This window comes from Amycolatopsis camponoti, assembly GCF_902497555.1.
In the GTDB taxonomy this organism is placed as follows: domain Bacteria; phylum Actinomycetota; class Actinomycetes; order Mycobacteriales; family Pseudonocardiaceae; genus Amycolatopsis; species Amycolatopsis camponoti.
Genome location: NZ_CABVGP010000001.1, coordinates 1,210,559 through 1,235,010, shown reverse-complemented (window position 1 = coordinate 1,235,010; position 24,452 = coordinate 1,210,559). Strand labels below are relative to the sequence as shown.

General features: G+C 71.4%; 24 protein-coding genes. 12 read left to right on the top strand and 12 right to left on the bottom strand.

What is annotated here, in order from left to right; genetic code table 11:
* Window positions 1–25: 25 nt before the first annotated feature.
* Both AA23TX_RS05975 and AA23TX_RS05970 read left to right on the top strand, forming a co-directional pair.
* Window positions 26–1,543, top strand: coding sequence for a tannase/feruloyl esterase family alpha/beta hydrolase (locus tag AA23TX_RS05975; RefSeq protein ID WP_155541574.1), 1,518 nt, complete (start codon window positions 26–28; stop codon window positions 1,541–1,543).
* Window positions 1,544–1,627: 84 nt separating this feature from the next.
* The gene (locus AA23TX_RS05970) at window positions 1,628–2,695 is read left to right on the top strand and encodes an aldo/keto reductase (protein WP_155541573.1); all 1,068 of its coding nucleotides are present in this window, start codon (window positions 1,628–1,630) and stop codon (window positions 2,693–2,695) included.
* A 40-nt stretch (window positions 2,696–2,735) separates the two neighbouring features.
* Here AA23TX_RS05970 and AA23TX_RS05965 read toward each other — a convergent pair whose 3' ends face one another.
* Genes AA23TX_RS05965 through AA23TX_RS05955 form a run of 3 tightly spaced genes read right to left on the bottom strand, consistent with a single transcriptional unit; the run spans window position 2,736 to window position 5,769 of the window.
* The gene (locus tag AA23TX_RS05965; protein WP_155541572.1) at window positions 2,736–3,950 is read right to left on the bottom strand and encodes a metal-dependent hydrolase family protein; all 1,215 of its coding nucleotides are present in this window, start codon (window positions 3,948–3,950) and stop codon (window positions 2,736–2,738) included.
* Complete coding sequence (locus AA23TX_RS05960; RefSeq protein ID WP_155541571.1) at window positions 3,947–4,381, bottom strand: GAF domain-containing protein; 435 nt, start codon at window positions 4,379–4,381, stop codon at window positions 3,947–3,949. Before AA23TX_RS05960 ends, AA23TX_RS05965 begins: the two co-directional genes overlap by 4 nt.
* Entirely contained in the window at window positions 4,378–5,769 is a 1,392-nt protein-coding gene (locus AA23TX_RS05955; RefSeq protein WP_155541570.1) for an MFS transporter, read from the bottom strand. Before AA23TX_RS05955 ends, AA23TX_RS05960 begins: the two co-directional genes overlap by 4 nt.
* Window positions 5,770–5,899: 130 nt before the next feature.
* On the opposite strand from AA23TX_RS05955, the gene AA23TX_RS05950 reads away from it, so the two are divergent.
* The 5 genes from AA23TX_RS05950 (at window position 5,900) to AA23TX_RS49955 (ending at window position 9,361) form a co-directional block, all read left to right on the top strand.
* Window positions 5,900–6,775, top strand: coding sequence for a MurR/RpiR family transcriptional regulator (locus AA23TX_RS05950; protein WP_155541569.1), 876 nt, complete (start codon window positions 5,900–5,902; stop codon window positions 6,773–6,775).
* A 141-nt stretch (window positions 6,776–6,916) separates the two neighbouring features.
* Window positions 6,917–7,645 carry an SDR family oxidoreductase gene (locus AA23TX_RS05945; RefSeq protein ID WP_155541568.1) on the top strand — a complete coding sequence of 243 codons (729 nt, stop codon included), beginning with the start codon at window positions 6,917–6,919 and terminating at the stop codon, window positions 7,643–7,645.
* A gap of 5 nt (window positions 7,646–7,650) precedes the next feature.
* Window positions 7,651–8,589, top strand: coding sequence for an RNA polymerase subunit sigma-70 (locus AA23TX_RS05940; protein WP_155541567.1), 939 nt, complete (start codon window positions 7,651–7,653; stop codon window positions 8,587–8,589).
* A complete protein-coding gene (locus AA23TX_RS49960) occupies window positions 8,586–8,978 on the top strand; it encodes a hypothetical protein (RefSeq protein ID WP_230862360.1) in 393 nt (130 codons plus the stop codon). The genes AA23TX_RS05940 and AA23TX_RS49960 overlap by 4 nt, the downstream gene beginning before the upstream one ends.
* 26 nt (window positions 8,979–9,004) lie before the next feature.
* Window positions 9,005–9,361 (top strand): hypothetical protein, encoded by a 357-nt coding sequence (locus tag AA23TX_RS49955; protein ID WP_230862603.1) that lies wholly within the window; start codon window positions 9,005–9,007, stop codon window positions 9,359–9,361.
* On the opposite strand, the gene AA23TX_RS05930 is transcribed toward AA23TX_RS49955, so the two are convergent.
* Window positions 9,321–10,040, bottom strand: coding sequence for an ANTAR domain-containing response regulator (locus tag AA23TX_RS05930; protein WP_196425416.1), 720 nt, complete (start codon window positions 10,038–10,040; stop codon window positions 9,321–9,323). The two genes, AA23TX_RS49955 and AA23TX_RS05930, sit on opposite strands and share 41 nt — an antisense overlap.
* Window positions 10,041–10,282: 242 nt before the next feature.
* Here AA23TX_RS05930 and AA23TX_RS05925 point away from each other — a divergent pair, with 242 nt between their 5' ends.
* Complete coding sequence (locus AA23TX_RS05925; protein ID WP_155541565.1) at window positions 10,283–10,549, top strand: hypothetical protein; 267 nt, start codon at window positions 10,283–10,285, stop codon at window positions 10,547–10,549.
* 227 nt (window positions 10,550–10,776) lie between these two features.
* Here AA23TX_RS05925 and AA23TX_RS05920 read toward each other — a convergent pair whose 3' ends face one another.
* From AA23TX_RS05920 to AA23TX_RS05895, 6 genes are all read right to left on the bottom strand, one after another.
* On the bottom strand, window positions 10,777–12,699 hold the full coding sequence (locus AA23TX_RS05920; protein WP_230862359.1) for an RICIN domain-containing protein: 1,923 nt from the start codon (window positions 12,697–12,699) through the stop codon (window positions 10,777–10,779).
* A 75-nt stretch (window positions 12,700–12,774) separates the two neighbouring features.
* Window positions 12,775–14,517, bottom strand: a complete 1,743-nt coding sequence (locus AA23TX_RS05915) for a glycoside hydrolase family 35 protein (protein ID WP_155541563.1) — start codon at window positions 14,515–14,517, stop codon at window positions 12,775–12,777.
* Complete coding sequence (gene arfA / locus AA23TX_RS05910) at window positions 14,510–16,054, bottom strand: arabinosylfuranosidase ArfA (RefSeq protein WP_155541562.1); 1,545 nt, start codon at window positions 16,052–16,054, stop codon at window positions 14,510–14,512. Before arfA ends, AA23TX_RS05915 begins: the two co-directional genes overlap by 8 nt.
* Entirely contained in the window at window positions 16,051–17,391 is a 1,341-nt protein-coding gene (locus AA23TX_RS05905) for an extracellular solute-binding protein (protein WP_155541561.1), read from the bottom strand. The genes arfA and AA23TX_RS05905 overlap by 4 nt, the downstream gene beginning before the upstream one ends.
* Window positions 17,392–17,426: 35 nt before the next feature.
* Window positions 17,427–18,290 (bottom strand): carbohydrate ABC transporter permease, encoded by an 864-nt coding sequence (locus tag AA23TX_RS05900; protein ID WP_155544280.1) that lies wholly within the window; start codon window positions 18,288–18,290, stop codon window positions 17,427–17,429.
* Between the two features lie 16 nt (window positions 18,291–18,306).
* On the bottom strand, window positions 18,307–19,233 hold the full coding sequence (locus AA23TX_RS05895) for a carbohydrate ABC transporter permease (protein ID WP_196425194.1): 927 nt from the start codon (window positions 19,231–19,233) through the stop codon (window positions 18,307–18,309).
* Between the two features lie 129 nt (window positions 19,234–19,362).
* On the opposite strand from AA23TX_RS05895, the gene AA23TX_RS05890 reads away from it, so the two are divergent.
* Window positions 19,363–20,349: a LacI family DNA-binding transcriptional regulator gene (locus tag AA23TX_RS05890; protein ID WP_196425193.1), complete on the top strand. Its 987-nt coding sequence runs from the start codon at window positions 19,363–19,365 to the stop codon at window positions 20,347–20,349.
* 368 nt (window positions 20,350–20,717) lie between these two features.
* Window positions 20,718–20,903 carry a hypothetical protein gene (locus AA23TX_RS05885; RefSeq protein WP_155541559.1) on the top strand — a complete coding sequence of 62 codons (186 nt, stop codon included), beginning with the start codon at window positions 20,718–20,720 and terminating at the stop codon, window positions 20,901–20,903.
* On the opposite strand, the gene AA23TX_RS05880 is transcribed toward AA23TX_RS05885, so the two are convergent.
* Window positions 20,900–21,523, bottom strand: coding sequence for a DsbA family oxidoreductase (locus AA23TX_RS05880; RefSeq protein ID WP_155544279.1), 624 nt, complete (start codon window positions 21,521–21,523; stop codon window positions 20,900–20,902). The two genes, AA23TX_RS05885 and AA23TX_RS05880, sit on opposite strands and share 4 nt — an antisense overlap.
* Before the next feature lie 93 nt (window positions 21,524–21,616).
* Here AA23TX_RS05880 and AA23TX_RS05875 point away from each other — a divergent pair, with 93 nt between their 5' ends.
* Window positions 21,617–22,216 (top strand): QsdR family transcriptional regulator, encoded by a 600-nt coding sequence (locus AA23TX_RS05875; RefSeq protein WP_155541558.1) that lies wholly within the window; start codon window positions 21,617–21,619, stop codon window positions 22,214–22,216.
* Window positions 22,217–22,446: 230 nt separating this feature from the next.
* Window positions 22,447–23,376, top strand: coding sequence for a bis(hydroxyethyl) terephthalate hydrolase (bdeA, locus tag AA23TX_RS05870; protein WP_155541557.1), 930 nt, complete (start codon window positions 22,447–22,449; stop codon window positions 23,374–23,376).
* A gap of 4 nt (window positions 23,377–23,380) precedes the next feature.
* Here the strand turns inward: bdeA and AA23TX_RS05865 are convergent, their stop codons facing one another.
* Complete coding sequence (locus tag AA23TX_RS05865; protein ID WP_155541556.1) at window positions 23,381–24,361, bottom strand: NAD(P)-dependent alcohol dehydrogenase; 981 nt, start codon at window positions 24,359–24,361, stop codon at window positions 23,381–23,383.
* Between the last annotated feature and the right edge of the window lie 91 nt (window positions 24,362–24,452).

Genomic DNA, 24,452 nt, shown 5'->3' with positions numbered 1-24,452 from the left:
TCCACGCAAGCGACCCGAGGAACCGATGAGACGCATCCCGAAGTTCTTGGCGGCCGCCGTGCCGCTCCTGCTGACCGGCCTGGTCCCGCTCGCACCGAGCGCGGCCGCCGCGACGCCGACCTGCGCCGCCGTGTCGGTCCCCGCACCGGCCGGCGCGAAGATCGAGTCGGTGCAGGCGGAACGCAAGACCGCGTACTGCCAGATCACCGTCACCCTGACCCACGACGGCCACGACCACGTCAAGGTCGCCGTGGCCCTGCCCGACACCGGCTGGACCGGACGGCTGCAGGCCCTCGGCGGCAGCGCCTACGCCGCCGGCAACTTCGACGGGCTCGCCCAGGCCGTCAAGGACGGCTACACCGGCGTGACGACCGACGCGGGCGTGTCCCTCGACGGGCTCGACACGTCGTGGGCGCTGACCGCCCCCGGCAAGGTCGACCAGACACTCCTGACCGACTTCGCCACCCGTTCGGTGCACGAAGAGGCACTGATCGGTAAGGCCGTCACGCAGCGGTACTACCACCGCCCGGCGACGTACTCGTACTGGACCGGCTGCTCGACCGGCGGCCGCCAGGGCTACTCCGAGGCGCAGAACCACCCCGGCGACTTCGACGGCATCCTGGCCAACGCCCCGGCCGTCGACTGGACGCAGTTCGCCGTCGCGACGCTGTGGCCGCAGGTCGTCATGAACCAGAGCCACGACTTCCCCAGCACCTGCGTGCTTTCCGCGTTCCGCCAGGCGGCGGTCCAGGCGTGCGACGCGCGGGACGGCGTCACCAACGGCATCGTCGACCGGCCGGACGAGTGCGGCTACGACCCGCGCGGCCTCGTCGGCACGAAGGTCGTCTGCGACGGCCAGGAGTTCACCGTCACGGCGGCGGACGCCGAGGTCATGCGCAAGATCTGGGCGGGCCCGACCGACGAACGCGGCCGCAAGCTGTGGGCCGGGCTCCCCAAGGGCGCGGACTTCACCTGGCTGGCCGGCACGACGCCGGGCCCCGACGGGACGCTCGTCGCGCCGGGCTTCCCGGTGGCCGTCAAGTGGGTGCAATCGTTCGTGGAGAAGCAGGCCGGCTTCGACACCTCGAAGCTGACGTACGCCCAGTACGCCGACGTGTTCCGCCAGTCGGTGCGGGAGTACGACGACGTCATCGGCACGTCCGACCCGGACCTGTCGGCGTTCCGCCGCGCCGGCGGCAAGCTGATCACGTTCGTGGGCGCGAACGACCAGCTGATCCCGCCGGGCGGCACGCTGTCCTACCGCCGGCAGGTCGAGCGGACGATGGGCGGTGCGCAGCGGGTGAACGACTTCTACCGGCTGTTCTCCGCCCCGGGCGTCGAGCACTGCTTCGGCGGTGGCGGCCCGGAGCCGACGAACGCGCTCGGGCAGCTGGTCGGCTGGGTCGAGCACGGCCAGGCCCCGGTCACGCTCACGGCGGCGTCCGCGGACGGCAAGACCCGCGACCTGTGCCCGCTCCCGTCGGTCTCGCGGTACGACGGCCACGGTGACCCGGCGGTGGCGTCGAGCTACCGCTGCCGCTGAGTCAACGCCGTGTGCGCCGGCCTCCCTCCGGCGCACACGGCGAATGGACTTGCGGGTCCAAAAAACGCGGAGCACGGTGGAGTCATGGCACTCGATCAGTACTACCTCCTCGGCCGCTCCGGCCTGCGCGTCAGCCGGCTCGCGCTCGGGACGATGAACTTCGGCACCGGCGGTTTCCACGCCGCCTACGGCAAGACCGAGGACGAGGTCCGCCCGATCTTCCGGAAATACCTCGACGAGGGCGGCAACTTCCTCGACACCGCGGACTTCTACACCGCGGGCGAGAGCGAGACCATCCTCGGCCGGCTCATCGCCGAGGCGAACGTGCGCGAGCGCGTCGTCCTCACCACGAAGTTCACCAACAGCGTCGACCCCGGCGACCCCAACGCGGGCGGCAACGGCCGCAAGCACCTGGTCCGCGCGCTCGAGGCGTCGCTGCGCCGGCTGGGCACGGACTACGTCGACCTCTTCCTGCTGCACACGTGGGACCGGCTGACCCCGGTCGAGGAGGTCGTCCGCACGCTCGACGACCTCGTCCGCGCCGGCAAGATCCGTTACGCGGGCCTGTCCGACGTGCCGGCCTGGTACGCGGCTCGCGCCCAGAGCATCGCCGAGGCGAGCTCGCTCACCCCGATGATCAACCTCCAGCTGCCGTATTCGCTGGTACAGCGGGAAATCGAGACCGAGCACGTCCCGATGGGACAGAACCTCGGCCTCGGCGTCACGGCGTGGAGCCCGCTGGCCGGCGGCTTCCTCACCGGCAAGTACCGCGACGGCGGCACCGGCCGGTTCGATCCGGACGCGCAGTCCTGGACCGAACGCGACTGGCAGCTGCTCGAGCCGCTGGAAGAGGTGGCGGGCAAGCTGGGCGTCACGATGGCCCAGGTGGCGATCAACTGGGTGGCGACCCAGCCGGGCATCGCGTCGGCGATCGTCGGGGCGAGCAGCGCCGGGCAGCTGGGCAAGAGCATGGCGGCGCTGGACTTCGAGATCCCGGCCGAGCTGCGCGAGGTGCTCGACGACGCGAGCGCGGTGCCGCCGGCGTCGGTGTACCGGATGTTCACGGCGCAGTACCAGAACTGGATCGTCACACCGGACACGAAGGTGGGCGACAAGCCCGCGGGGTACGCGCCCGCCGTGCGGAACTGGTGAACGGGGCGCGGAGCGGCCCCGGCCGCTCCGCGCACCCCGCTCAGCCCGAAACCACCTCGCCGCCCTGGACGATGTGGCGGAAGTGCTTCGGCTCCGCCAGCACCCCGAGGTCGTCGAGCGGATCGCCGTCCACCACCAGCAGATCCGCGTACGCGCCCACGTCCAGGGTCCCGATCTCCCCCGTCAGGTTCAGCAGCTCCGCCGCCGTCGACGTCGCCGAACGGATGACTTCCAACGGTGTCTGGACCTCTCCGCGCAGGCGGAACTCGTGGTTCTGATGACGGTGCATGCCCCCCAGCAGGTCCGTCCCGTACACCAGCTTCACGCCGCCGCGGGCCGCGCGCTCCAGGGCCGCCATGCCCGCGCCCAGGACCTCGTCGACCTTGCGCCAGCTCGACTCCGGGAGGCCGTGCTCGCGGCCCTCTTCCTTCAGCGCCCAGTACGTCACCAGCGTCGGCACCAGGTACGCGTCGTGCTCGAGGAACAGCGAAACGCTGCGGTCGTCCAGCAGGTTGCCGTGCTCGATCGACCGGACGCCCAGCTCCAGCGCCCGGTTCACCGCGCGGGCGGTGTACGCGTGTGCCGCCACGTAACGGTTCGCCGCCGACGCCTCCTCGACGATCGCGGTCAGCTCGTCCGCCGAGTACTGCGTCGAGTCGATCCGGTCGGTCGGGGACGCGACACCGCCCGAGGCCATCACCTTGATGTGGTGGGCACCCTTGCGCAGCTCGTCGCGGGCGGCCGCGCGGACCGCGTCGACGCCGTCGGCCACCCGGCCGAGGCCCGCGCAGCACGGGTGGTCGTCCTTGACCTGGGTGCCGCGCGTGCGGCTGTCGCCGTGCCCGCCGGTCTGGCTCAGCGCGCGCCCGCAGAACAGCAGCCGCGGCCCGCGGAACAGGCCGTCCGCCTGGGCGTCCGCCAGGCCGTAGTCGGCGCCCGACGCGTCGCGGACCGTGGTGAACCCGCGGTCGAGCATCCGGCTCATCGTGTGCGCGGCCTGAGCGGCCACGTAGGAGGGTGACGACGACGACAGCGAGCCCAGGTCCGCCGTCGACGCCGTGACGTGCACGTGCGCGTCGACCAGCCCGGGCAGCACGACCGCGCCGCGCAGGTCGAGAACAGGCACGTCGGCCGCGGCGAGACCCGGCCCGGCCTCCACGATCCGGCCGTCGGCGGCACGCAGGTCGCCTTCGGTGTACTCCCCGGACAGCGGGTCGAGCAGCCGGGCGTTGCGCAGCAGCAGGGATCCGGTCACCGGTTCTCCTTCTCCAGGTCGAGCAGGGCGGACACGGCCAGCGGCGCGAGCGATTCGGCCACCACCACCGCATCGTCGTCGTAGGTGCCTTCCGCGTCGAGGATGTTGAGCACCCCGAGCGTCCGGCCGTCGGCGATCACCGGCACGTTGATGATCGAGCCGCAGCCGAGGCTTTCGATCAGGCCGTGGTCGGCGAAGATCTCCCGCACCGCCGCCCGGTCCGGGCCGAAGTACGGCTCCTGCGCGGTGATGCACTTGTCGAGCCAGCCCGCGGCGACCTCGACCGTCTTCTCGCCGCCCACCGGGTACTCCGCCGGGTGGCTGCTGTGCACCCGGCGCAGCGCGTTGCGCTCGGGAACCCACGCGAGCACCGTGAACAGCCGCACGCCGATCGCGTCGCGCACCCGTTCCTCCACAGTGGACAGACTCACTTCGTCATCTCCTTCGCGGCGGCCTTCGGCGCGCCGTGTTCGGTCAGTTCTTCCAGGGAGCGGCCGGCGGTGGACAAGCCGAAGACGAGCACGCAGAGCACGCCCGCCGCCAGTACCGCGGTCGTCATGCCGAAGACGCCGGCGAAGCCGAGGCTCGCCGACGACAGGCCGATGATCGTCGGCGCGAGAATGCTGCCGACCCGGCCGAACGCGCTGGACAGGCCGGTGCCGCTGGCGCGGATCCAGGTCGGGAACACCTCGGGCGTGTAGGAGTACACGCCGGCGTAGGTGCCGTTGAGGAAGAACGACAGCACCGCGCCGGCCAGGGTGATCGACCACGGCGCGCTCGTCTGGCTCAGCCAGAACGCGCTCACGGCCGAGCCCGCGAGGTACAGCGCGATGGTGTGCTTGCGGTCGAGCCTCTCCGACAGCCACGCGGCGGAGAAGTACCCCGGCACTTGGGCCAGGTAGATGATGATCGAGAACTCGAAGCTCTTCGTCACCGTGATGCCGCGTTCGACGAGCAGCGTCGGGATCCACGAGAAGAAGCCGTAGTAGGAGAACGTGATCACGAACCAGACGGTCCAGATCACCGCCGTCCGGCGCCGCATCGCGGGGCTCCACAGGAACTTCAGCGCGCTGAAGAGGTTGACCTTCGGGGTCTCGGTCGCGGGCTGGGCGTCGGCGGGCGGCACCGGCGGGAGCGTCGTGCGGGTGGCCTTCTCGACATCGCGTTCCATCTTGGCGACGACGGTTTCGGCCTCGGCGGTCCGTCCCTTGGCGAGCAGGAACCGCGGCGACTCGGGCAGGGATCGCCGCCACCACAGCAGCATGACGATCGGCAGCGCGGTGACGAGCTGGGCGATCCGCCAGCCGTCGTCGAACGACGGGACGACGAACCGGCCGATCAGCGCGGCCGCGACGAACCCGAAGGAGAAGAAGCCGGCGAGCGCGCCGACGAACCAGCCGCGCCGCTTGGCCGGCACGAACTCGGACAGGAACGGCGCGATGATCGCGCTTTCCGCGCCCGCGCCCGCCCCGGCGAGCACGCGGGCGCCGAGGAAGATCTCGTAGTCGGGCGAGAAGGACGCGATGACGGAGAACACCGCGTAGAAGGCCAGCGCGTACATCATGACCTTCTTGCGGCCGATGCGGTCGCCGAGCAGGCCGGCCGCGATCGCGCCGAAGAGGAAGCCGAACGGCGTCGCGGAGCCGATCAGGCCGAGCTGGCCGTTGTCGAGACCCCACGCCGCCTTGGCGCTGGGCAGCAGGAAGGCGACGACCGCCGAGTCCATGCCGTCGAAGGTGTAGCCGAGCCCGCCGATCAGCAGCAGCTTGTAGTGGGGCCGGCTCAGCGGGAGCCGATCCAGTCGTGCCAGCAGGGTCATGGGGGAACGCCTTCCGTGTCGGGCGCCGGGGAGTGCGGACAACGTATACTGCGTTTTCGCGGTTTTGCAACGTTCATTGCAAGCCGAGATCCCTGCGTTACGGTCTACCCGACCTGAGGGAGGGCACGAAGTGGCGGAAACCGACGACGGTTTCGAGGCGTGGCTGCGGGACCGGCTGCCCGAGCGGGGCCTGCGGCCGAAGTCGGCCGCGGTGCTGGAGGTACTGGTTTCCCAGCCGAGGCGGGCGTCGTTCGGCTCGACGGCCGAGCTGGCCCAGCTCGCCGGCGTCAACGTCGCGACCGTGACGCGCACGGCGCAGGCGCTGGGCTTCGCCGGCTGGCCGGCGTTGCAGCAGGAGCTGCGGGCGCGGTACATGTCGTCGCTGAGCGCGCCGCAGGTGGCCGAGGAGCACCGCGGTGTCGACTCACCGGGCTCGGCCTCGCTGCGCCGGGACCTCGACAGCCTCGCCCTGCTGAACCGCCGCTTCGACGAAGAGGTGCTCCGCGAGGTCGCCCGCGCGATCGCCGCGGCCCGCCGGACGCTGGTGATCGCCGACGGCAGCTACGCGGCGGTCGGCATCGCCTTCGCGCACAACGCGCGTCTCGCGGGCTACGACGTCCACGCGGTGACGGCCGGCGACGCGGAGCTGGCGAACCAGACGGCGAAGCTGACCTCGGACGACGTCCTGGTGGCGATCAGCTTCTGGCGCCTGTACGAGAGCACGGTCCTGGCGGCGAGCGAGGCGAAGAGCCGCGGCGCACGAGTGTTCGCCGTGACGGACGCGGCGAGCCCGGCCCTGGCGGGCGCGGTCGAGCAGGTGCTGATGGTGCCGGCGGAGGGCGTGACGTTCTTCCCGTCGCTGACCGCGGGCATGGCGCTGGTCCAGGCGATCGTGGCGCAGCTGGCGGCGGTCGACCCGGCGCGCACGAGCGAGTCCATCGAGGCCGCGGAGGCGATGTGGTCGCGCTTCGACCTGCTGCACCGCCGCCCGTCCAGCCCGTCGTGAGTGAGAAACAGGGTTCTAACCCTGTTTCTCACTCACGACCGCCGGCCGAGTCGGTGTGACCTGGCTCACTCGGCGACGGTTTTTCGTCCCTCCGGCGGTCTAGATCCGGTCCACACCGCATCGACCGCCGGGGAGTCCCCCATGTCCACCCAGACCACCGCCGTCGTCACCGGAGCCGGCCGCGGCTTCGGGCGTGCCATCGCCGCCGCGCTCGTCGCCGAAGGGCGCACGGTCGTCGGCATCGCGCGCAGCGAGTCCGAACTCGACGCCGTGCGCGACGAACTCGGCGCGGGCTTCGTCCCCGTCGCCGCCGACGCGACCGACGACGCCCTCGCCGAAAGCGTGCTCCGCGAGCACCGCCCGGGCCTGCTCGTCCTCAACGCGGGAACCGTGCCGCACATGGCGCCCGTGCACGAACAGACGTGGGAGACCTTCAGCCGCAACTGGCACGTCGACACCCGGCACGTCTTCGCCTGGACGCGCGCCGCACTCCGGGAACCCCTCGAAAAGGGCGGTGTCGTCGTCTCGATGTCGAGCGGGGCGGCGATCGGCGGGTCGCCGCTCAGCGGCGGGTACGCCAGTGCGAAGGCCGCGATCCGGTACCTGCGCGCGTACGCCGCCGACGAGTCGGAACGCGCCGGGCTCGGCCTCCGGTTCGCCACGCTCCTGCCGCAGCTGACCCCGCTCACCGGTCTCGGCGCGGCCGGCGTCGAGGGCTACGCCGCACGCACCGGCGTCGACCGCGACACGTTCGTCAAGAACATGGATTCGGTCCTGACGCCGGAGCAGGTCGCCAAGGCCGTCCTCGAGATCGTCGACGGAAGTGCGGCCGAGTACCAGGTCAGCGGCACCGGGCTGCGTACGCTCTGAGTGCCATGCCGGACTTCACCGCCGAGACCGAGCCGTTCCGGCCCGAGCTGCTCGCCCACTGCTACCGCCTGCTCGGCTCGATCCACGACGCCGAGGACCTCGTGCAGGAGACCTACTTGCGGGCGTGGCGCGCCTTCGGCGGGTTCGAGGGCCGGTCTTCGGTGCGGCGCTGGCTGTACAAGATCGCCACGACGGCGTGCCTGACGGCGCTGGAGACCCGGGCCCGGCGGCCGCTCCCGTCGGGGCTGGGCGCGCCGGCCGACGACCACCGGGTGGCGGTCGCGGCGGCGGACCCCTCGGTGCCCTGGCTCCAGCCGATCCCCGACGCGCTGCTCGACCCGGCGGCCGTCGTCGCCGGGCGGGCCGGCGTGCGGCTGGCGTTCATCGCCGCGCTGCAGCTCCTGCCCGCCCGGCAGCGGGCGGTGCTGACCCTGCGCGACGTGCTGGCGTTCGGCACCGGCGAGGTCGCCGAGCTCCTCGGCACGACCCCGGCGGCGGTCGACAGCGCGCTGCGCCGCGCCCGCGGCCGGCTCGCCGAAGCGGGCCCGGTGGAGGCGGACCTGGCGGAGCCGGCCGGGCAAGGTCCGGTGCTCGACCGGTACGTCGACGCGTTCGTCCGGGCCGACCCGGGCGCGCTGGTGACGTTGCTGCGCGCCGACGTCGAGCTGGAGATGCCGCCGATCCCGACGTGGTTCACCGGCCGGGACGCGGTCACCGGGTTCCTGGGCCGGCGCGTGCTGCGCCCGGGCGCCTGGCGGCTGGTCCCGACGCGCGCGAACGGCCAGCCGGCCCTGCTCGAGTACACGGCCACCGGCGACGGCCGGTTCGAGGCCCACGGCGTCCAGGTCCTGACGCTGACCGGCACCCGGATCGCCCGCATCACGGCGTTCAACGACGCGACACTGGTCCCGGTCTTCGGCGCGCACGCCATGCTGGGGTCATGAGTCCCCGCATCGGCCTGCTCTACCCGACGCGCGACTGCGGTGAGGACGACTTCGCCGCCTTGTGCCGCCGGCTCGACCCGGCCATCGACCTCGGCTTCGCCTACGTGGACTGGGGTCCGGGCATCGGGCGCGTCGACGAGCTGGACGCCGCGGGCAAGACGGCGGCCGTGCGGGAACTCGGCGCGCCCTCCCGCCTGACGGCGGCCACCGAGGACTTCGCCCCGGCGCCGGACGTGGTCAGCTGGGCCTGCTCCAGCTGCAGCTTCACCCGCGGCCTCGACGGCGCCCGTGAGCAGGCCGACGCGCTGAGCGCGCTCCTCGGCGTTCCGGCGAGCAGCACCTCACTGGCCTATCTGACCGCCCTCGCCCGGCTAGACCTCGACGGGTAGCCCTCGCGTCCGTCTACCACCCGGACCTGACCGCGGTCTTCGCGGGCTTCCTCGCCGAAGCGGGCGTGACGACGGTGCACACGGTCTCGGCCGACGCCGCGTCCGACCGGGCGCTCGCCACGTGGGACGGGCGGCGGATCACCGATCTCGCCGTCGCGGCCGACCACGACGACGCGCAGGCGGTGCTCGTCCCGGAGACCGCGCTCCACACGACGCCGTTGCTCGCCGAGCTGGAGGACCGCCTCGGCAAGCCGGTGCTGACCGCCACCGCCGTCACGGTCCGGGACGCGCTGGAGCAAGCCGGCGCGGCACCGGAGTGTGCGGGGCTCGGGGCACTCTTCGCTAGGAACGCCCGCCGCCCGCGGAGCTCATCCGCTTCGTGAACCGCGCCGCGACGTCGCGCAGCTTCGTGTTCGTGTTCTGGGACTCGACGATCAGGCGCTGCATCGCCGCGTCCTCGCTCACCCGGTGGATCAGCATCAGCATGCCCTTGGCCTGCTCGATCACCGCGCGCGTCTCCATCGCGTGCCGGAGCTCGTCGGCGAGCAGGCGGGCCTCCCGGTAACGGCGGGTCAGCCGCAGGACCGTCTCGACGCACAACGTGAACAGCCGCAGCACCTTCGTGTCGAACTCGTGGTAGCCGTGGGCCCCGAAGCCGAACAGCGTGATCGCGCCGACGAGCGTGTCGTCCACGCGCAGCGGCACCGCCAGGTAGCTGCCGACGCCGAGCTCCTTGGCCGCGAGGACGAACTCGGGCCACCGCTCGCCGGTGTCGCCGACGGCGACCCGGACGACCTCGCCGGTGAGCGCCGCGAGCAGCCCGGGACCGTCACCGGCGGCGTACTGCACGTCGTCGATGCGCCGGGCGCGCTCGTCGGTGAAGGCCGCCGTGGTCGTCACGCCGTCGCGGACGACCACGATGCTCGCGAGGTCGGCGTCGGGCACCACCCGGACGGCCTCGCCACAGACGGCGTCGAGCAGGCCCGGAGTGTCGGAAAGCGACTCGAGGACCCCGACGAGATCGGCCAGGACGGCGTTCAGCTCGTCGACCCGCTCCGCCATGCCGTCGCCAGTGGTCGGCACAGCTCCCACCCCTCCCCATGCGTCAAGCGGCGAGCAACGGGAAAGGGCTCGCCAGCAGCGTCAACCGAGACCACCGCTGGCGTTTCAACGGGTCCGGGAGAACTCTACCGGCCGCCGCGTCCGGTTCGGCGTCGGCCGCGCCGGGCCGGTTCGCGACGGCGTTTGCCGGGGCTCGCGGCGGGTACGCGCGGAGGGCTGAGGGGGCACGTGAGGAGGCCGTCATGGCCGAACAGGAAAAGCACCACGGCTGGGCACCGGACGTCGCGGGCGACGACCCGACGGCGGCCGAGGCCGCCGACAAGGCCCGCGAGGCGAGCGGCTCGCCCGGCTCGGAGGTCGCCGCGGACGGGACGCAGTCCCCGACGGACCTGGAGCCGGACTCGGGTGACAGCGGCCGCCGGGGCGCCGAGGAGATCGCGGCCGAGGAAGGCGCTGAGGCGGAGGGCCACAAGGGGGCGTCGCAGCGGCCGTACGGCTCGGTGGACTGAGCGACCGCGCGCCCCGCGCCCCCGGTATCCACGCTAGCGGAGGGCACCGACAGAAATCGGCGTCGGCCGGGCGGGAGTGCCCAGCTGTCCACGGTGCCGCCCAAGCGGCCCGTGGCGTTGGCTGCGCCCCGCGCCCCCGGTATCCACGCTAGCGGAGGGCACCGACAAGATCCGGTGCCCTCCGCGCGTGGCCGCGTGGGGTTGTCCACAGCGCCGGTCCAGCGCCGCTACCGCGCGACTGCCTGCCAACGCTGGTTCGGGCCGTTCGTCGGGCGGTACAGCCCGATGCGGGCGCCGTCGTCGCGGGACTCGCCGGTCACGTCGAGCAGCTGCCCGTCCGCCGCGTTGACGAACGTCCAGGTCCCGTCGCCCGTGGTCGACACCGTCCACTGGGCCGCCGGGTCCGCTGTTCCCGCCGGGGCCAGCGTCACCGCGCCGCCGCTGGTGCTCAGCACCTGGCCCGTCGCCGCCGACGCGATCGTGTACCGGTCGCGGTTGCCGTAGCGGCCCGTGCGGTCGGTCAGCGTCCAGCGCTGCGCGGCCGCCGACGCGTCCGTCGTGCGCTGGACCAGCGCGCCACCCTCCGCCGACAGGGACTTGCCGCTCTGCACCCCCGTGAACGTGACCGGCTTGCCCGAACCCAGCCCGGTGCCCGCGGCCGTCGACGAGACGCCGTCGACCAGGAACGTCGTCACCGAGCGCGCCGGGACCCGCAGCGTCGCGTGGGCCGACGTCACCCGCACCGCCTTGCCGCGGCGGAGGGCACCCGTGACGTCCGTGACGACCGGCGTCACCGACGCGCCCGGCCGGACGCACCCGAAGCCGGACAGGTCCAGCGTGACGTCCTGCTCGCTCGTCCCCGAGTTGGTGTGGACGACCGTCGCCAGGTCCTCCCCGCGCATCGCGGCCGTCGACGCGGTGTCGTTCGACGCGATCAGCCGGTCACCCGGCCGGATGTAGTGGGTGAAGTTCCGCATCGTGTCGAACTTCGTGTTCGTCCGGATCGGACAGTCGGAAGTCGTGCAGTTGAAAGGAACCTGGATCTCGCCCCAGTTCATCCCGGCCGCGGACTCCCCGCCGGGCTTCATGTTGTCGTAGTCCTCGATCGGCTGCCAGCTCACCCACGCACTCGGTTCCAGCAGCCGCAGGTCGTCGGTGATCTGGCCGGCCAGCCCGAGCCCCGGGTCCATGCTGGTGAAGTCCTGCCGGTCGAGCCAGCTGCCGCCGACCTCGCTCATCCACAGCGGCTTCGACGCGCCCTTCGCGATGTCGCGCGGGATCGGCCGGTTGCCGGTGCCGTAGGTGTGCACGTTCAGCCGCCCGGCCGCCGCGCGCGCCGCCGCGGACCAGCCGTTCCAGTCCGCGGCGAAGATGTCCGGGTTGGTTTCGTCGGGCGCGGAGACCACCTTCCCGGGCAGCGCCGCGGCCATCGCCGGGATCAGCTGCGACTGCACCGCCGGGCCGATGTGCGCGCCCTCCTGCCGGCCGCCGGCCGGGTTGCCGTCGGGGCCGAGGGTCGTCTTCCAGTAGTTCGTGTTGGGCTCGTTGAGCGGGTTCACCGACGAGAACTTGATGCCGTGCGCGCGTTCCAGCGTCCGCACCACCTGCGCCAGGTACGCGGTGAAGTCGCCGACCCTGTCGGGCCGCAGCTGCTCGTCGGTGGCGTTGAGGCCGCCCGAGACGTACCCCGAAACGGTCTGGAAGTACGGCGGCGAGTTGCTGAACGCCTCCCACTTCGTGACGCGCTTCTTGATGCGGTCCACCCACCAGCGCTGGTTCGGGTCCGCGGCGGCGTCGAACTCCGCGGGGTCTCCTGGCGTCCACCAGTCCTTGTCGGCGCGGGTCGTCCCGGCCGGCGCCTTCCACCAGCCCGGCACGGCGCCACCCGGACGCAGGTACGCCGGGACGTCCGGGGCGTTGCCGCCGCCGATGTTGAAGCGGGCGATGTTCAGGTTCAGGCCGTCGGCGCCGAAGACGAGGTCGGCCAGCTTGGTCCGGACCGCGTCCGGGTAGCCGCCGGTCGCCTCGGCCATCCACGCCAAGCTCGATCCCCAGCCCTCGAACGGTTGCTGCCGGTAGGAGGGATCGGGCTTCACGGTGACGGCGGTGGCCGCCTCCGCGGGTGCCACGGCGACCCCGGCCGCGGCCATCGGTACACAAAGGACGGTGAATAAACGCCGGAACGTGCGGTTCATCGTCGAACTGCCCTTCGTTTCGGTGGGGACTCAGGCCTCCGTGTGGCCCAGCAGCGGCCGCGGCACGAACCGGGCCGCCGGGTCGAGCATCGTGTCCAGTTCGAGCACGACGAGTTCGTTGGCGCCGGCGCGGACGACCGGGCCCGGCACGTACAGCGTCCGTTGCGGCCCGCGCCGCCAGTACCGGCCGAGCGGGAACCCGTTGAGCCACACGATTCCCTTGCCCCACTCCCCGGTGTCGAGGAACAGGTCCGCGGACGCGTCGGCGTCGAACGACGCGCGCAGCAGCACCGGCCCGGCCACCGGTCCCTCCACAGTGGACGCCGTGACTGGCGCGGGCAACACGGTCAGGTCGAGCGGCAGCACGTCCCAGCCCGCCAGCGGCTCGCCGTGCAACGTCGCGCCGCCGATGATGCCCTTCGCCTCGCCGATCCGCGGGCCGTAGTCGACGCGGCCCTGGTCCTCGACCAGCACCAGCAGCTCGCCGTTCGCCCGCGGCAGCGCGACTGCGCGGTCGTGGTGCTCGCGCAGCAGCGTGCCGACCGGGCCGCCGTCGAAGAACACCGTCGCGCGGTCGCGGACCTCGCCGAACGTCAGGATGCCCGGCCGGTCGCCGCTCACGCGGGTGCGCAGCAGGGCGAGCCGAGGCATCGGCGTCAGCTCGTCGAACGAGGGCAGCTCCTCGTGAAACTCCCAGGTGCCGAAGCGGTCCGGCGCGTCGAGCAACCGGACCGGGTCGCGGAGGACCGCGGAGAGCGCCGGCGCGGGCCGGGCCGGCGGCGGGACGGAGTCCGGCACCTTGTGGTAGCGCGCGATCACGTCGCGGAAGGCGTGGTACTTCGGCGTCGGGTGGCCGGCTTCGTCCAGCGGCGCGTCGTAGTCGTAGGACGTGACGATCGGCTGGTAGACGCCCTTGTCGTTGGCACCGCTGGTGAACCCGAAGTTGGTGCCGCCGTGGAACATGTACAGGTTGACCGACGCGCCCGCGGCGAGCAGCGCGTCGAGCTCGGCCGCCGAGTCCACGGCCGGGGTCGTGTGGTGGTGCGCGCCCCAGTTGTCGAACCAGCCGTTCCAGAACTCGCTGCACATCAGCGGCCCGGTCGGCTGGTGCTCGCGCAGGATGGCCAGCCGCACCTCGGCGTTCGAGCCGAAGGAGGCGGTGCGGTGCAGCCCCTCCAGGCTGCCCGCTTCGAGCATGTCCGGCTGGTCCACCGTGGTCAGCGGCACCGTGATGCCGGACGCGCGCGTGTGGTCGGCCAGCGCTTTCAGGTACCGCTTGTCGTCGCCGAACGCGCCGTACTCGTTCTCCACCTGGACCAGCAGCACCGGCCCGCCGCGGTCGACCTGGTGCGAGACGACGACTTCGTAGACGCGCGTGAGGTACTCGCGCACCGCGTCGAGATAACGAGGCTCGTACCGCCGGACACCGACCGACGGGTCGCGGAACAACCACGCCGGCAGGCCGCCGTTGTCCCACTCCGCGCAGATGTACGGGCCGGGCCGGACGATCGCGTACATCCCGGCGTCGGCGACGAGCCGCAGGAACCGGTCGAGGTCGAGCCCGCCGGACAGGTCGAACTCACCCGGTGCGGGGGCGTGCGCGTTCCACGGCACGTACGTCTCGATGGTGTTCAGGCCCATCCGCCGGGCCTTGTCGATCCGGTCGGCCCACAGGTCCGGGTGCACCCGGAAGTAGTGCAGGGCACCGGACAAGATCCGGAACGGCCGGCCGTCGAGCAGGAAGTCGGTCTCCCCGATCACGAACTCAGGCATGGCCGCCCGCCTCGGGGCACAGCTGGAGCACGGTCCAGGACAGGGGTGGCAGTGTCACGGTGATGGTCGTCCCCCCGGGGTCGGACGTCGCGGCGGCGCCGGGCAGCGGCACCGGCCGGACCGGTTGGGAAGCGGCGGTGTTGGCCGTGTGGCGCGTCCCGCCGTCGGGTGTGGTCAGGGTTTCGGCGGCGTACACGCCGTAGCGCGCGCCGCGCAGGCGTATCCGGACCTCGGTCGGCGACGCCGTGGACCGGTTGGTGAGGAACACCGCGCCGCGCCCGTACTCCCCCGCGGTGGCGGCGACGTCCACGAGGTCGACCTCGCCGTGCTGCGCGGTGCGGAGGCGCTCGCCCTCGACGGCCAGGCGCAGGCTCACCCCGCTCGCCAGCGCGGCCACCTGCCGGAACGGGTGGAACGTCGTCTGCCGCCACGCCGGGCCGCCGGGCTCGGTGCGGATCGGCGCGATGACGTTCACCAGCTGGGCCTGGTTGGCCATGGTGACGCGGTCGACGTTGCGCAGCAGGGAGCTCAGCAGCGACCCGACGACGACCGCGTCGGTGACGGTGTAGTCGTCCTCGATGATCCGCGGGTGCTCCCGCCAGCCGCCCTCGGCGAGCCGCGCCTGGTCGACCTCGTTCCAGCGGCGCAGGTCCCAGACGTTCCACTCGTCGACGCTGATCCCGATCTTCTTGTCCAGGCCCAGCTCGGCGAGGGTCTCGTCGATGATTCCCGCCGTGGTGCGGATGTAGCGGTCCAGCGCGGCGCCGCTGGCGAGGTAACTGTCGGTGTCGCCGTGCAGCTCCTGGTAGTAGGCGTGCAGCGAGATGTGGTCGACCAGCTCCGCGGTGTGGCGCAGCACCGTGCGTTCCCACGAGCCGAACGTCGGCATGTCCGCGTGCGAGCTGCCCGCCACGACCAGCTCGACGTCCGGGTCGACCATCCGCATGACCCGCGCGGTCTCGGCGGCCAGCCGGCCGTACTCCTCGGCGGTCTTGTGGCCGATCTGCCACGGGCCGTCCATCTCGTTGCCGAGGCACCACAGCTTGAAGCCGAACGGGCGGTCGGCGCCGTTCGCGCGCCGCCGCTCGCTCAGTTCCGTGCCCCCGGCGTGGTTGCAGTACTCCAGGACGTCGAGGGCTTCCTGGATGCCGCGGGTGCCGAGGTTGACCGCGTACATCACCTCGGCACCCGCGGCTTCGGCCCACCCGACGAACTCGTGCAGGCCGAAGCGGTTGGATTCCACGCTGTGCCAGGCCGGGTCGAGCCGGACGGGCCGGGTTGCGGCCGGTCCGACGCCGTCTTCCCAGCGGTAGCCGGAGACGAAGTTGCCGCCGGGGTAGCGGACCACCGTCGGCCCGAGCTCCCGGACCAGCTCCAGCACGTCGCCGCGGAAGCCGCGATCGTCCGAAGTGGAGTGTCCGGGCTCGTACAGTCCCGTGTAGACGGACCGGCCCATGTGCTCGACGAACGAGCCGAAGAGGCGACGCGGGACCGGGCCGATGACCTGGCCCGCGTCACCTTCGATGTGGACGGTCATCCCGCGCTGACCGTGAAGCCCTGCTGGTTGCCGTAGTCGACGATGGCCTGCTGCCAGGCCGCCAGACCGGCGTCGAGGCCGGTGGCGTTCACGTAGGCCTTGCCGGCGGTGTCACTGAAGACGCTGTTGGCGTAGGTCTGGTACGGCAGGTAGGTCCAGCCCGGCGCGACGTCCTTCGACGCCTGGGTCAACACCTGGTTGACTTTCTGGCCGCCGAAGTAGGGCACGGCCTCGTCGACGAACGCGGGCGAGGTCAGGTCGGCCGTCGTGGACGGGAAGCCGCCGCTCTTGATGAACGGCTGGACACCGCCGGCGTGGTTGAGCCAGCGCACGAAGCCCGCGGCCAGCGCCGGGTTCTTGCTCTGCTTGACCACGGACTGCGCGCTGCCGCCGTTCTCGGCGGTCACCGGCTTGCCGTCGTAGGTCGGCATCGGCGCGACCGCCCACTTGCCGGCGCCACCGGGCACCGACGAGATGAAGTTGCCCGGCATCCAGGCACCGGTGACCAGGGAGGAGATGGTGCCGTCGCCGAGGGCGCGGAACCAGTCGTCGGACCACTCCTTGACCGGGGCGAGCAGCTTGCCCTGGATCATCTGGTCCCACATCGCGGTCCACTTCTTGGTGCCCGCGTCGGCGAAGTTCACCTTGACGTTCCGGCCGTCGACGGCGAACGGCCGCCCACCGGCCTGCCAGATCATGCTCAGCACGGCCCCGGGATCACCGGTGTCGGAGGTCATGTACTTGGCGGGGTCGGCGGCGTGCAGCTTCTTCGCCGCGGCGAGGTACTCGTCCCAGGTCTTCGGCACCGTGATGCCGTTCTTGTCGAAGACTTCCTTGTTGTAGAACAGCGCCATCGGGCCGGAGTCCTGCGGCAGGCCGTAGATCCCGTTGCCGTTCTTCACCTGCGCCCACGTGGAAGCGCTGTAGTCCTTTTCGAACGACCCGAAACCGAACTGGTTGAGGTCGGCCAGCGAGTCGGTCAGCGCGAACTGCGGAAGGGCGTAGTACTCGATCTGGGCCACGTCCGGGGCACCCGAGCCGGCCTTGATCGCGTTCTGCAGCTTGGTGTACTCCTCCTTGTTCGTGCCCGCGTTGACGTAGTTGACCTTGACGTTCGGGTAGTCCTTCTGGAACGCGGCCACCTGGTCCTTGGCCGACGGCGTCCAGCTCCAGTACGTGATCTCGCCGCCCGCCTTCAGGGCGGCGTCGACGGAGTCCTGGGTGCCGGTGGCGGCGGGCGCCGTGGACGAGCCGCCCCCGGACGAACAGCCGACCGCGAGGGCGGCGGCCAGCGCGAGGGCGGCGGCCGCCTTGGCGCGAGTGCGGATTCTTGACATCGGATGTCCCTTCACGGCGGTGTGACGGTGGAAATTCACTGCTTGACGCTGCCGGCGCTCAGGCCCGATTGCCAGAACCGTTGCATGAGCAGGAAAGCGACGACCAGGGGGATGATGGTGAGCAACGACCCGGTGAGGACCAGGTTGAAGATCGGCTGGGCGCCGGCCCCGTTGGCCTGGGCGCTCCACTGGTTGAGCCCGACGGTCAGCGGGTACCACTTCGGTTCGCTGAGCATGATCAGCGGCAGGAAGTAGTTGTTCCACGTCTGCACCATCGTGAACAGCGCGACGGTGATGATCCCGGGAATCAGCTGGCGCAGCGTCACGGTGAGGAAGATCCGGAGCTCGCCCGCGCCGTCGATCCGCGCCGCTTCCAGCAGCTCGTCCGGGATGGCGTCGGCGGCGTAGACCCAGATCAGGTACAGGCCGAACGGGCTGATCAGCGACGGGATGAGGACCGCCAGCGGCGTGTTGGTCAGCCCGAGCTTGCTGAACATCAGGAACGTCGGCACGGCCAGCGCGGTCGGCGGCACGGCCACCGCCCCGAGGACGACGGCGAACACCGAGCGGCGGCCCGGGAAGCGGTACTTGGCCAGCCCGTAGCCCGCCGCCGTCGCGAGGATCGTCGCGCCACCGGCGCCGACCACGACGTACAGCAGGGTGTTCCCGAGCCAGCGGAAGAAGATCCCGTTGTTGTAGGTGAACGTCTGGCCGATGTTGTCGAACAGCGCGAACGGACCGCCGAAGGACAGGCCCGACGTCGAGAACAGCGCGGGCTGGGTCTTGCTCGCGTTGATCACCAGCCACACCAGGGGAACCAGGGTGTAGACCAGGTACAGCGCCATGAAGCCGGTGAGGACACGCGACTTGCGGGGTTTGGTCACCGAGAACCGGGTCATCGAAGAGACCGCCACGTCACATCTCCTTCCGGGAGCCGCGCAGCTGCACGACGTAGGCGATGACCGCGGTGATCACGCCCATCACGATCGCGACGGTGGCGGAGTAGTTGTACTGCTGCCCGTTGAAGGAAAGGTTGTAGGCGTACATGTTCGGCGTGTAGAAGGTGCCGATCGTGTTCGGTACCAGGTTGCGCATGATGTTCGGCTCGTTGAACAGCTGGAAGCTGCCGATGATCGAGAAGATCGTCGCGACCACGATGGCGCCCCGGATCGCCGGGAGCTTGACGGACAGGATGGTGCGGAACGTGCCGGCGCCGTCGATCGCGGCCGCCTCGAACAGTTCCTTGGGGATCACCTTCAGCGCGGAGTAGAAGATGAGCATGTTGTAGCCCGCGAACTCCCACGTGACGACGTTCCCGATCGACGTGAGCAGCCAACTCGGCGACAACGGCGCCACCGCGGTGCCGAACAGGTGGTTGAAGTCGGCCGCGAGTCCGAAGTGGTCACCGTAGATGAAGCCCCACATCAGTGCGGCGACGACGGCGGGCACGGCGTACGGCAGGAAGATCACGACCCGGAAGAACCCGGCGGCGTGCAGCCGGGCGCTGTCGATCGCCAGCGCCGCGACCAGCGCGAGCAGCAGCATGATCGGCACCTGCACGGCGAGGAACACCAGTACCCGCTGGAAGGCTTCCCAGAACTTCGGGTCGCCGAGCACCTGCGCGTAGTTGTCGGCGCCGACGAACACCGTGCCGCCGAAGAAGGCCTGGTCGCGGTAGAGGCTGAGGACGAACGCGTAGACCACGGGGGCGATGAACGTCAGCGCGAACACCAGCATGAAGGGGGCGACGAAGAGCCAGCCTCGCCATTTCCGCCGCGGACGGCGGACCGGCGGCGCCGGACGGGCCGGCACCGGGACGGGCGGAGCCGCTGTGGACGTCATCGTCTCTCCGGTGTTGCAGATGTTTACGTCAACATGGACGGTCGGAGGGTAACGTGTTGACGTAAACATGTCCAGGACACCCTCTGAGGAGTACTCGTGCCGGCTGCAGCCCCGCGTCGAGGACCGTCGATGGCGGACGTGGCCCGCGAGGCGGGCGTGTCCGGCCAGACGGTCTCGCGCGTCGCGAACGGCAAGACCAATGTGGACGACGCGACCCGCGAGCGCGTCCTCGCCGCGATGCGCCGGGTCGGCTACCGCCCCAACAGCGCGGCGCGCGCGTTGCGCAACGGCAAGTTCCGCAGCATCGGCGTGATCATTTCGGCGCTGCCGACGTTCGGCAACAGCCGCACGCTCGACGCCATCGCGGCGGCGGTCGTCCCGGAGGGGTTCTCGATCATCCTGATGCCGGTGACGCGCCCGACGCAGGGCGAAGTGGCGGGGGCGTTCAGCAAGCTGAACGAGCAGGCCGTCGACGGCGTCATCATCCTGATCGAGCAGCACCAGCTCGACCAGAGCGAAATCGAGCTGCCGCACGGGCTTCCGGTGGTGGTCATCGATTCGAGTGCCCGCTACGACTACCCGGTGGTCGACACGGACCAGGCCGACGGCGCGGCCACGGCGACCCGGCACCTGCTTTCACTGGGGCACGCCACGGTGTGGCACATCGCGGGGCCCCCGCAGTCGTATTCGGCCGAGCGCCGCCGCAAGTCCTGGCGAGCGACACTGGAGCTGGCGGGCGCGTTCGTCCCCCCGGTGTTCGTCGGCGACTGGTCCCCGGCGTCGGGCTACGAGGCGGGTCTGACGCTGGCGGCCGACCCCTCGGTGACCGCGGTGTTCGTGGCGAACGACCAGATGGCGCTGGGATTGCTGCGCGCGTTGCACGAGACGGGCCGGGCGGTCCCGGGCGAGGTCAGCGTGGTCGGCTTCGACGACATGGAGGAGTCGGCGTGCTACTGGCCGCCCCTGACGACGATCCGCCAGTCGTTCGAGGCGGTGGGCCGGCACGCGGTGGCGGCCCTGCTGGCGGAGATCGAGACGGGCGCGGAGGTGGGCGAGCCGGTGACGGTGCCGACGGAGCTGATCATCCGTTCGAGCACGGCACCCCCACCGGCCTGACCACGGGCCGTGCGGCGGCGGACCGAAAGTGTCGGTGCCGGCCGGTAAAGTAGAAAACGGGGGGGCGCCCCTGCGGCGGGCGCTTCGGATGCCGTCGGCGATGGCGGCCCTCCAGGTACGCGGGCCGACCGTCCAGGCACGCGACCTGACTCGCTAGGTACGCAAGCCGACCCGTCTCAGTACGCGACCCGACCCTCCCGGCACGCGATCTCCGGGTACACGACCCAATCCCCCCAGTGCGCGAATCGGCCTTTTCGTTTCAGCGGGCGGAAGCCGGGGCATTACTGGCCACCAAGCCGGGACCGCCGGTCCTGCGAATGTCGCAGTGGTGTGGACCATTCGGCGCACCACCGCAGAAACGAGGCGTCATGCTCGCCATCCTCGCCGCCGTGCTCTTCGGGCTCGCCCTGCTCATGGAGCTGGCCGGGTTCGGCCTGGGCCCGATCATCACCACCGGCACCCTCACCACCGCCGGGCTGCTGTGCGTCGCCCTGCACCTGGCCGGCGTCGCCACCGACCGGTCGCGGTTCAGCCGCAGCCGTCGCCGCCGCTAGCTCGCCGCGGACTCCAGCGCGCGCTGCAGCACCTGGGTGAACACCTCGGGCGACTGGGCGCCGGCGACGCCGAACCGCTGGTCGACCACGAAGAACGGCACCCCGGTCGCGCCGAGGGCCCGCGCCTGCTCGCCGTCCGCCTCGACTTCCGCTTCGTAGGCGTCCGACTCGAGCACCGCGCGGGCCTCGGCCGCGTCGAGCCCGGCTTCGGCGGCCAGCTCCACCAGCGAGTCACGGTCGAACAGCGAGCGGCGTTCGGTGAAGTGCGCGCGGTAGAACCGGTCGACGACGGCGTCGGCCAGCCCGCGCTCGCGAGCGAGGTGCACCAGGCGGTGGCCGTCGACGGTGTTTCCCATGTGGACACCGTCGAGGTGGTACTCGAGACCGTCGGCGGCCGCGCGCTGCTCCATCTGCGCTTCCATCGCGTCGGCTTCTTCGAGCGTCCGGCCGTACTTTTCGGACAGCACCTCGCGCGTCGGCCGGGAGGCCCCGCGCGGGAACGACGGGTCGAGCTGGAACGAGTGGTGCACGACCTCGACGTCGGCCCCGAGCTCGGCGACCGCCTGCTCGAAGCGGCGCTTGCCGAGATAGCACCAGGGACAGACGAGATCGGACCAGATGTCTACGCGCACCCCACCACGCTAACCACGCGGTGGCACGCACTTCAAGGTAACCGTCGGCGACCTGCGCCGCCCCGCGGCTAGGGTGGGCCGGTGACCGTCTCGACCGACGACATCGTCCGCCACGCGGCGCGGCTGCTGGTCGCCGGAACCCGCCTCGACCTCGGCCGGATGGCCGCCGAGCTGGGGATCTCGCGCACGACGTTCTTCCGCCGCGCCGGCAACCGCGACGACGTGATGGGCGCGGGGCTGCGGTTCCTCTCCGACCGGACGTGGCAGCGCGCGCTCGACCGGTGGCGCGCGGCCCACGGCGACGCGGTCCGCACTCCCGAAGGCCGGCTGCGGTGCCTGTGGGTGATGGAGGAGTACCGGCGCGAGGTCGCGGGCAGCGAGGGGATGCGCAAGCTGATCGAGGCCGAGTCGACGGTGGCGTTGCGCGTGCTGACCGACCCGCGCGGCGCCGTCCAGCCCGCTCTCGTCGACGCCCACGTGGAGCTGTTCCGCGCGGACGCCACAGTGGCGGGGCTGACGCCGCTGGTGGGACTGCCGGACCTGGCGTTCGCGGTGGTCCGGCTGGGCGAGTCGTTCCTCTACTCGGACGTGCTCGCGGCGCGGACGGTGGACCTCAAGGTCGCGACGACGTTGCTGGACACGTTGGTGCGCGGTGCTCTGGAGCCGGCCGCGGTGCGCTGACTCGCCACCCGCAGGGACGACCCCGGCCCACTGAGCAAGCGCACAGTCGGTCAGCTACTCACCCGTTCGGGTGTTGTGGAACATTTGCCCGAAGTGTTTCATAGCAGCACGGGAAAGCGTTACCCCGCATCCCGCACGCGGCACGTCCTTCGTTGCCGTGCAACGGTTCCATCGATCCGCCCGCCTGTGTCCGGGCGCGCTTTCGCCTGCCCGGGGAAAGAGAGCGATCCATGTCCGTACTCACCAGCCCGCCGACGTCGTCTGGCTCGGGTGAGAAAGTTTCCCGCCACCGGGGGTGGCGCGCCAAAGCTGCCGGGGTCGTCCTGGCCGCACTCGCGCTGACCACCGGGGTCGCCGCTCCGGCGCCCGCCGCCGCGAACCCCTACGAACGCGGCCCCGACCCGACCACCGCCAGCATCGAAGCCTCGCGCGGCAGCTTCGCCACCAGCACCGTCACCGTGTCGCGGCTGGCCGTCTCCGGCTTCGGCGGCGGCACCATCTACTACCCGACGAGCACGACCGCCGGCACGTTCGGGGCGATCTCGATCGCGCCCGGCTTCACCGCGCTCCAGTCGAGCATCGCCTGGCTGGGCCCGCGGCTCGCGTCGCAGGGCTTCGTCGTCTTCACGATCGACACGCTGACCACCAGCGACCAGCCCGACAGCCGCGGCCGGCAGCTGCTGGCCTCGCTCGACTACCTCACCCAGCAGAGCAGCGTCCGCTCACGCATCGACAGCAGCCGCCTCGGCGTGGTCGGGCACTCGATGGGCGGGGGCGGCACGCTCGAAGCGGCACGCTCCCGGCCGTCACTGCAGGCCGCGATCCCGCTGACCGGCTGGAACCTCACGAAGAACTGGTCAACGGTCAGTGTGCCGACGCTCGTCGTCGGGGCGCAGTCGGACACCGTCGCCCCGGTGGCCACGCACTCGATCCCGTTCTACACCAGCCTGCCGTCCTCTTTGGACAAGGCGTACCTCGAACTGCGCGGCGCCAGCCACTTCGCCCCCAACTCGTCGAACACGACGATCGCGAAGTACACCCTGTCGTGGCTCAAGCGGTTCATCGACAACGACACCCGCTACGAACAGTTCCTCTGCCCGATCCCGGGCACCAGCCTGTCCATTTCGGACTACCGCGGCACCTGCCCGCACCACGGCTGACCGGTCAGCCGGGCACGCCGAGGGTGACGATCACCTTTCCCTTGGCGTGCCCGGCTTCCTGATAGGCGAACGCGGCACGCAGGTCGTCGAACGGGTAGGTCCGGTCGACGACGGGCGTGAGCGCGCCGCGCTCGGCGAACGCGGCCAGCTCACCCAGGACCGCCGCCTTGTCCCGGCAGCCCACCGCGTCGGCGAGCACCACGCGCCGTCGCGCGAACGGGCCCGAGGCCAGCGCGGCGAAGACGTGCCCGGCGGGCTGCAGCCAGCGCCCGGCCGGACCGCCGACGGCGACGAACGTCCCGTCGCGCTCCAGCACCCGGCGGCAGGCGAAGACCGACCGGCCACCGGCGATGTCCAGGACGAAGTCGTAGCGGCGCCCGCAGCGGGTGAAGTCTTCGGTCCGGTAGTCGACGACGTGGTCCGCCCCGAGCGAGCGGATCAGCTCGGCGTTGGCCGCACCACACACGGCGTCGACGTGGGCGCCGAGCGCCTTGGCCAGCTGGACGGCGAAGGTGCCGACGCCGCCGGAAGCGCCGTTGACCAGCACCCGCTGCCCGGGTTCCACCCCACGCAAGGAGACCAGCGCGGTCATCGCGGCCATCGGCAGCGTCGCCGCCTGCTCGTGGGACAGGTTCGCCGGCATCGGCGCCAGCAGATCTTCGGACACGCAGACGTACTCGGCGTGGGCACCCCTCGGCAGCAGCGCGTAGACGTCGTCGCCGGGGGCGAACTTCGCACCCCGCGTCTCGACCCGGCCGGCCAGGTCGCAGCCGAGGACGCCGACCGGAGGGCGGCGCAGGCCGAAGCCGCCGGTCATCAGGCGCGCTATGCGGGGCTCGCCTCTCATGAAGTGCCAGTCGTACGGGTTGACCGAGGTGGCGTGCACCCGGACCAGCACCTCGCCTTCGCCGGGCACGGGATCGGGCACGTCTTCCCAGGTCAGGCTGTCAGCCGGGCCGTACACACGCTGGACGAGGGCCTTCATCGCGTCTCCCTTACGTTGTAAGTCGTACGTTGTAAGGTAGCTCCGCGGCGGTCGCCTGGTCAAGGAGGCCTTACGTTGTACGATCTTGGGC

Coding starts and splice junctions, on each gene's coding strand:
- AA23TX_RS05975 (WP_155541574.1), top strand. CDS start 26: ATGAGACGCATCCCGAAGTTCTTGGCGGCCGCCGTGCCGCTCCTGCTG.
- AA23TX_RS05970 (WP_155541573.1), top strand. CDS start 1,628: ATGGCACTCGATCAGTACTACCTCCTCGGCCGCTCCGGCCTGCGCGTC.
- AA23TX_RS05955 (WP_155541570.1), bottom strand. CDS start 5,769: ATGACCCTGCTGGCACGACTGGATCGGCTCCCGCTGAGCCGGCCCCAC.
- AA23TX_RS05945 (WP_155541568.1), top strand. CDS start 6,917: ATGTCCACCCAGACCACCGCCGTCGTCACCGGAGCCGGCCGCGGCTTC.
- AA23TX_RS05940 (WP_155541567.1), top strand. CDS start 7,651: ATGCCGGACTTCACCGCCGAGACCGAGCCGTTCCGGCCCGAGCTGCTC.
- AA23TX_RS49960 (WP_230862360.1), top strand. CDS start 8,586: ATGAGTCCCCGCATCGGCCTGCTCTACCCGACGCGCGACTGCGGTGAG.
- AA23TX_RS05930 (WP_196425416.1), bottom strand. CDS start 10,040: ATGGCGGAGCGGGTCGACGAGCTGAACGCCGTCCTGGCCGATCTCGTC.
- AA23TX_RS05925 (WP_155541565.1), top strand. CDS start 10,283: ATGGCCGAACAGGAAAAGCACCACGGCTGGGCACCGGACGTCGCGGGC.
- AA23TX_RS05920 (WP_230862359.1), bottom strand. CDS start 12,699: ATGGCCGCGGCCGGGGTCGCCGTGGCACCCGCGGAGGCGGCCACCGCC.
- AA23TX_RS05915 (WP_155541563.1), bottom strand. CDS start 14,517: ATGCCTGAGTTCGTGATCGGGGAGACCGACTTCCTGCTCGACGGCCGG.
- arfA (WP_155541562.1), bottom strand. CDS start 16,054: ATGACCGTCCACATCGAAGGTGACGCGGGCCAGGTCATCGGCCCGGTC.
- AA23TX_RS05905 (WP_155541561.1), bottom strand. CDS start 17,391: ATGTCAAGAATCCGCACTCGCGCCAAGGCGGCCGCCGCCCTCGCGCTG.
- AA23TX_RS05900 (WP_155544280.1), bottom strand. CDS start 18,290: ATGACCCGGTTCTCGGTGACCAAACCCCGCAAGTCGCGTGTCCTCACC.
- AA23TX_RS05895 (WP_196425194.1), bottom strand. CDS start 19,233: ATGACGTCCACAGCGGCTCCGCCCGTCCCGGTGCCGGCCCGTCCGGCG.
- AA23TX_RS05890 (WP_196425193.1), top strand. CDS start 19,363: ATGGCGGACGTGGCCCGCGAGGCGGGCGTGTCCGGCCAGACGGTCTCG.
- AA23TX_RS05885 (WP_155541559.1), top strand. CDS start 20,718: ATGCTCGCCATCCTCGCCGCCGTGCTCTTCGGGCTCGCCCTGCTCATG.
- bdeA (WP_155541557.1), top strand. CDS start 22,447: ATGTCCGTACTCACCAGCCCGCCGACGTCGTCTGGCTCGGGTGAGAAA.
- AA23TX_RS05865 (WP_155541556.1), bottom strand. CDS start 24,361: ATGAAGGCCCTCGTCCAGCGTGTGTACGGCCCGGCTGACAGCCTGACC.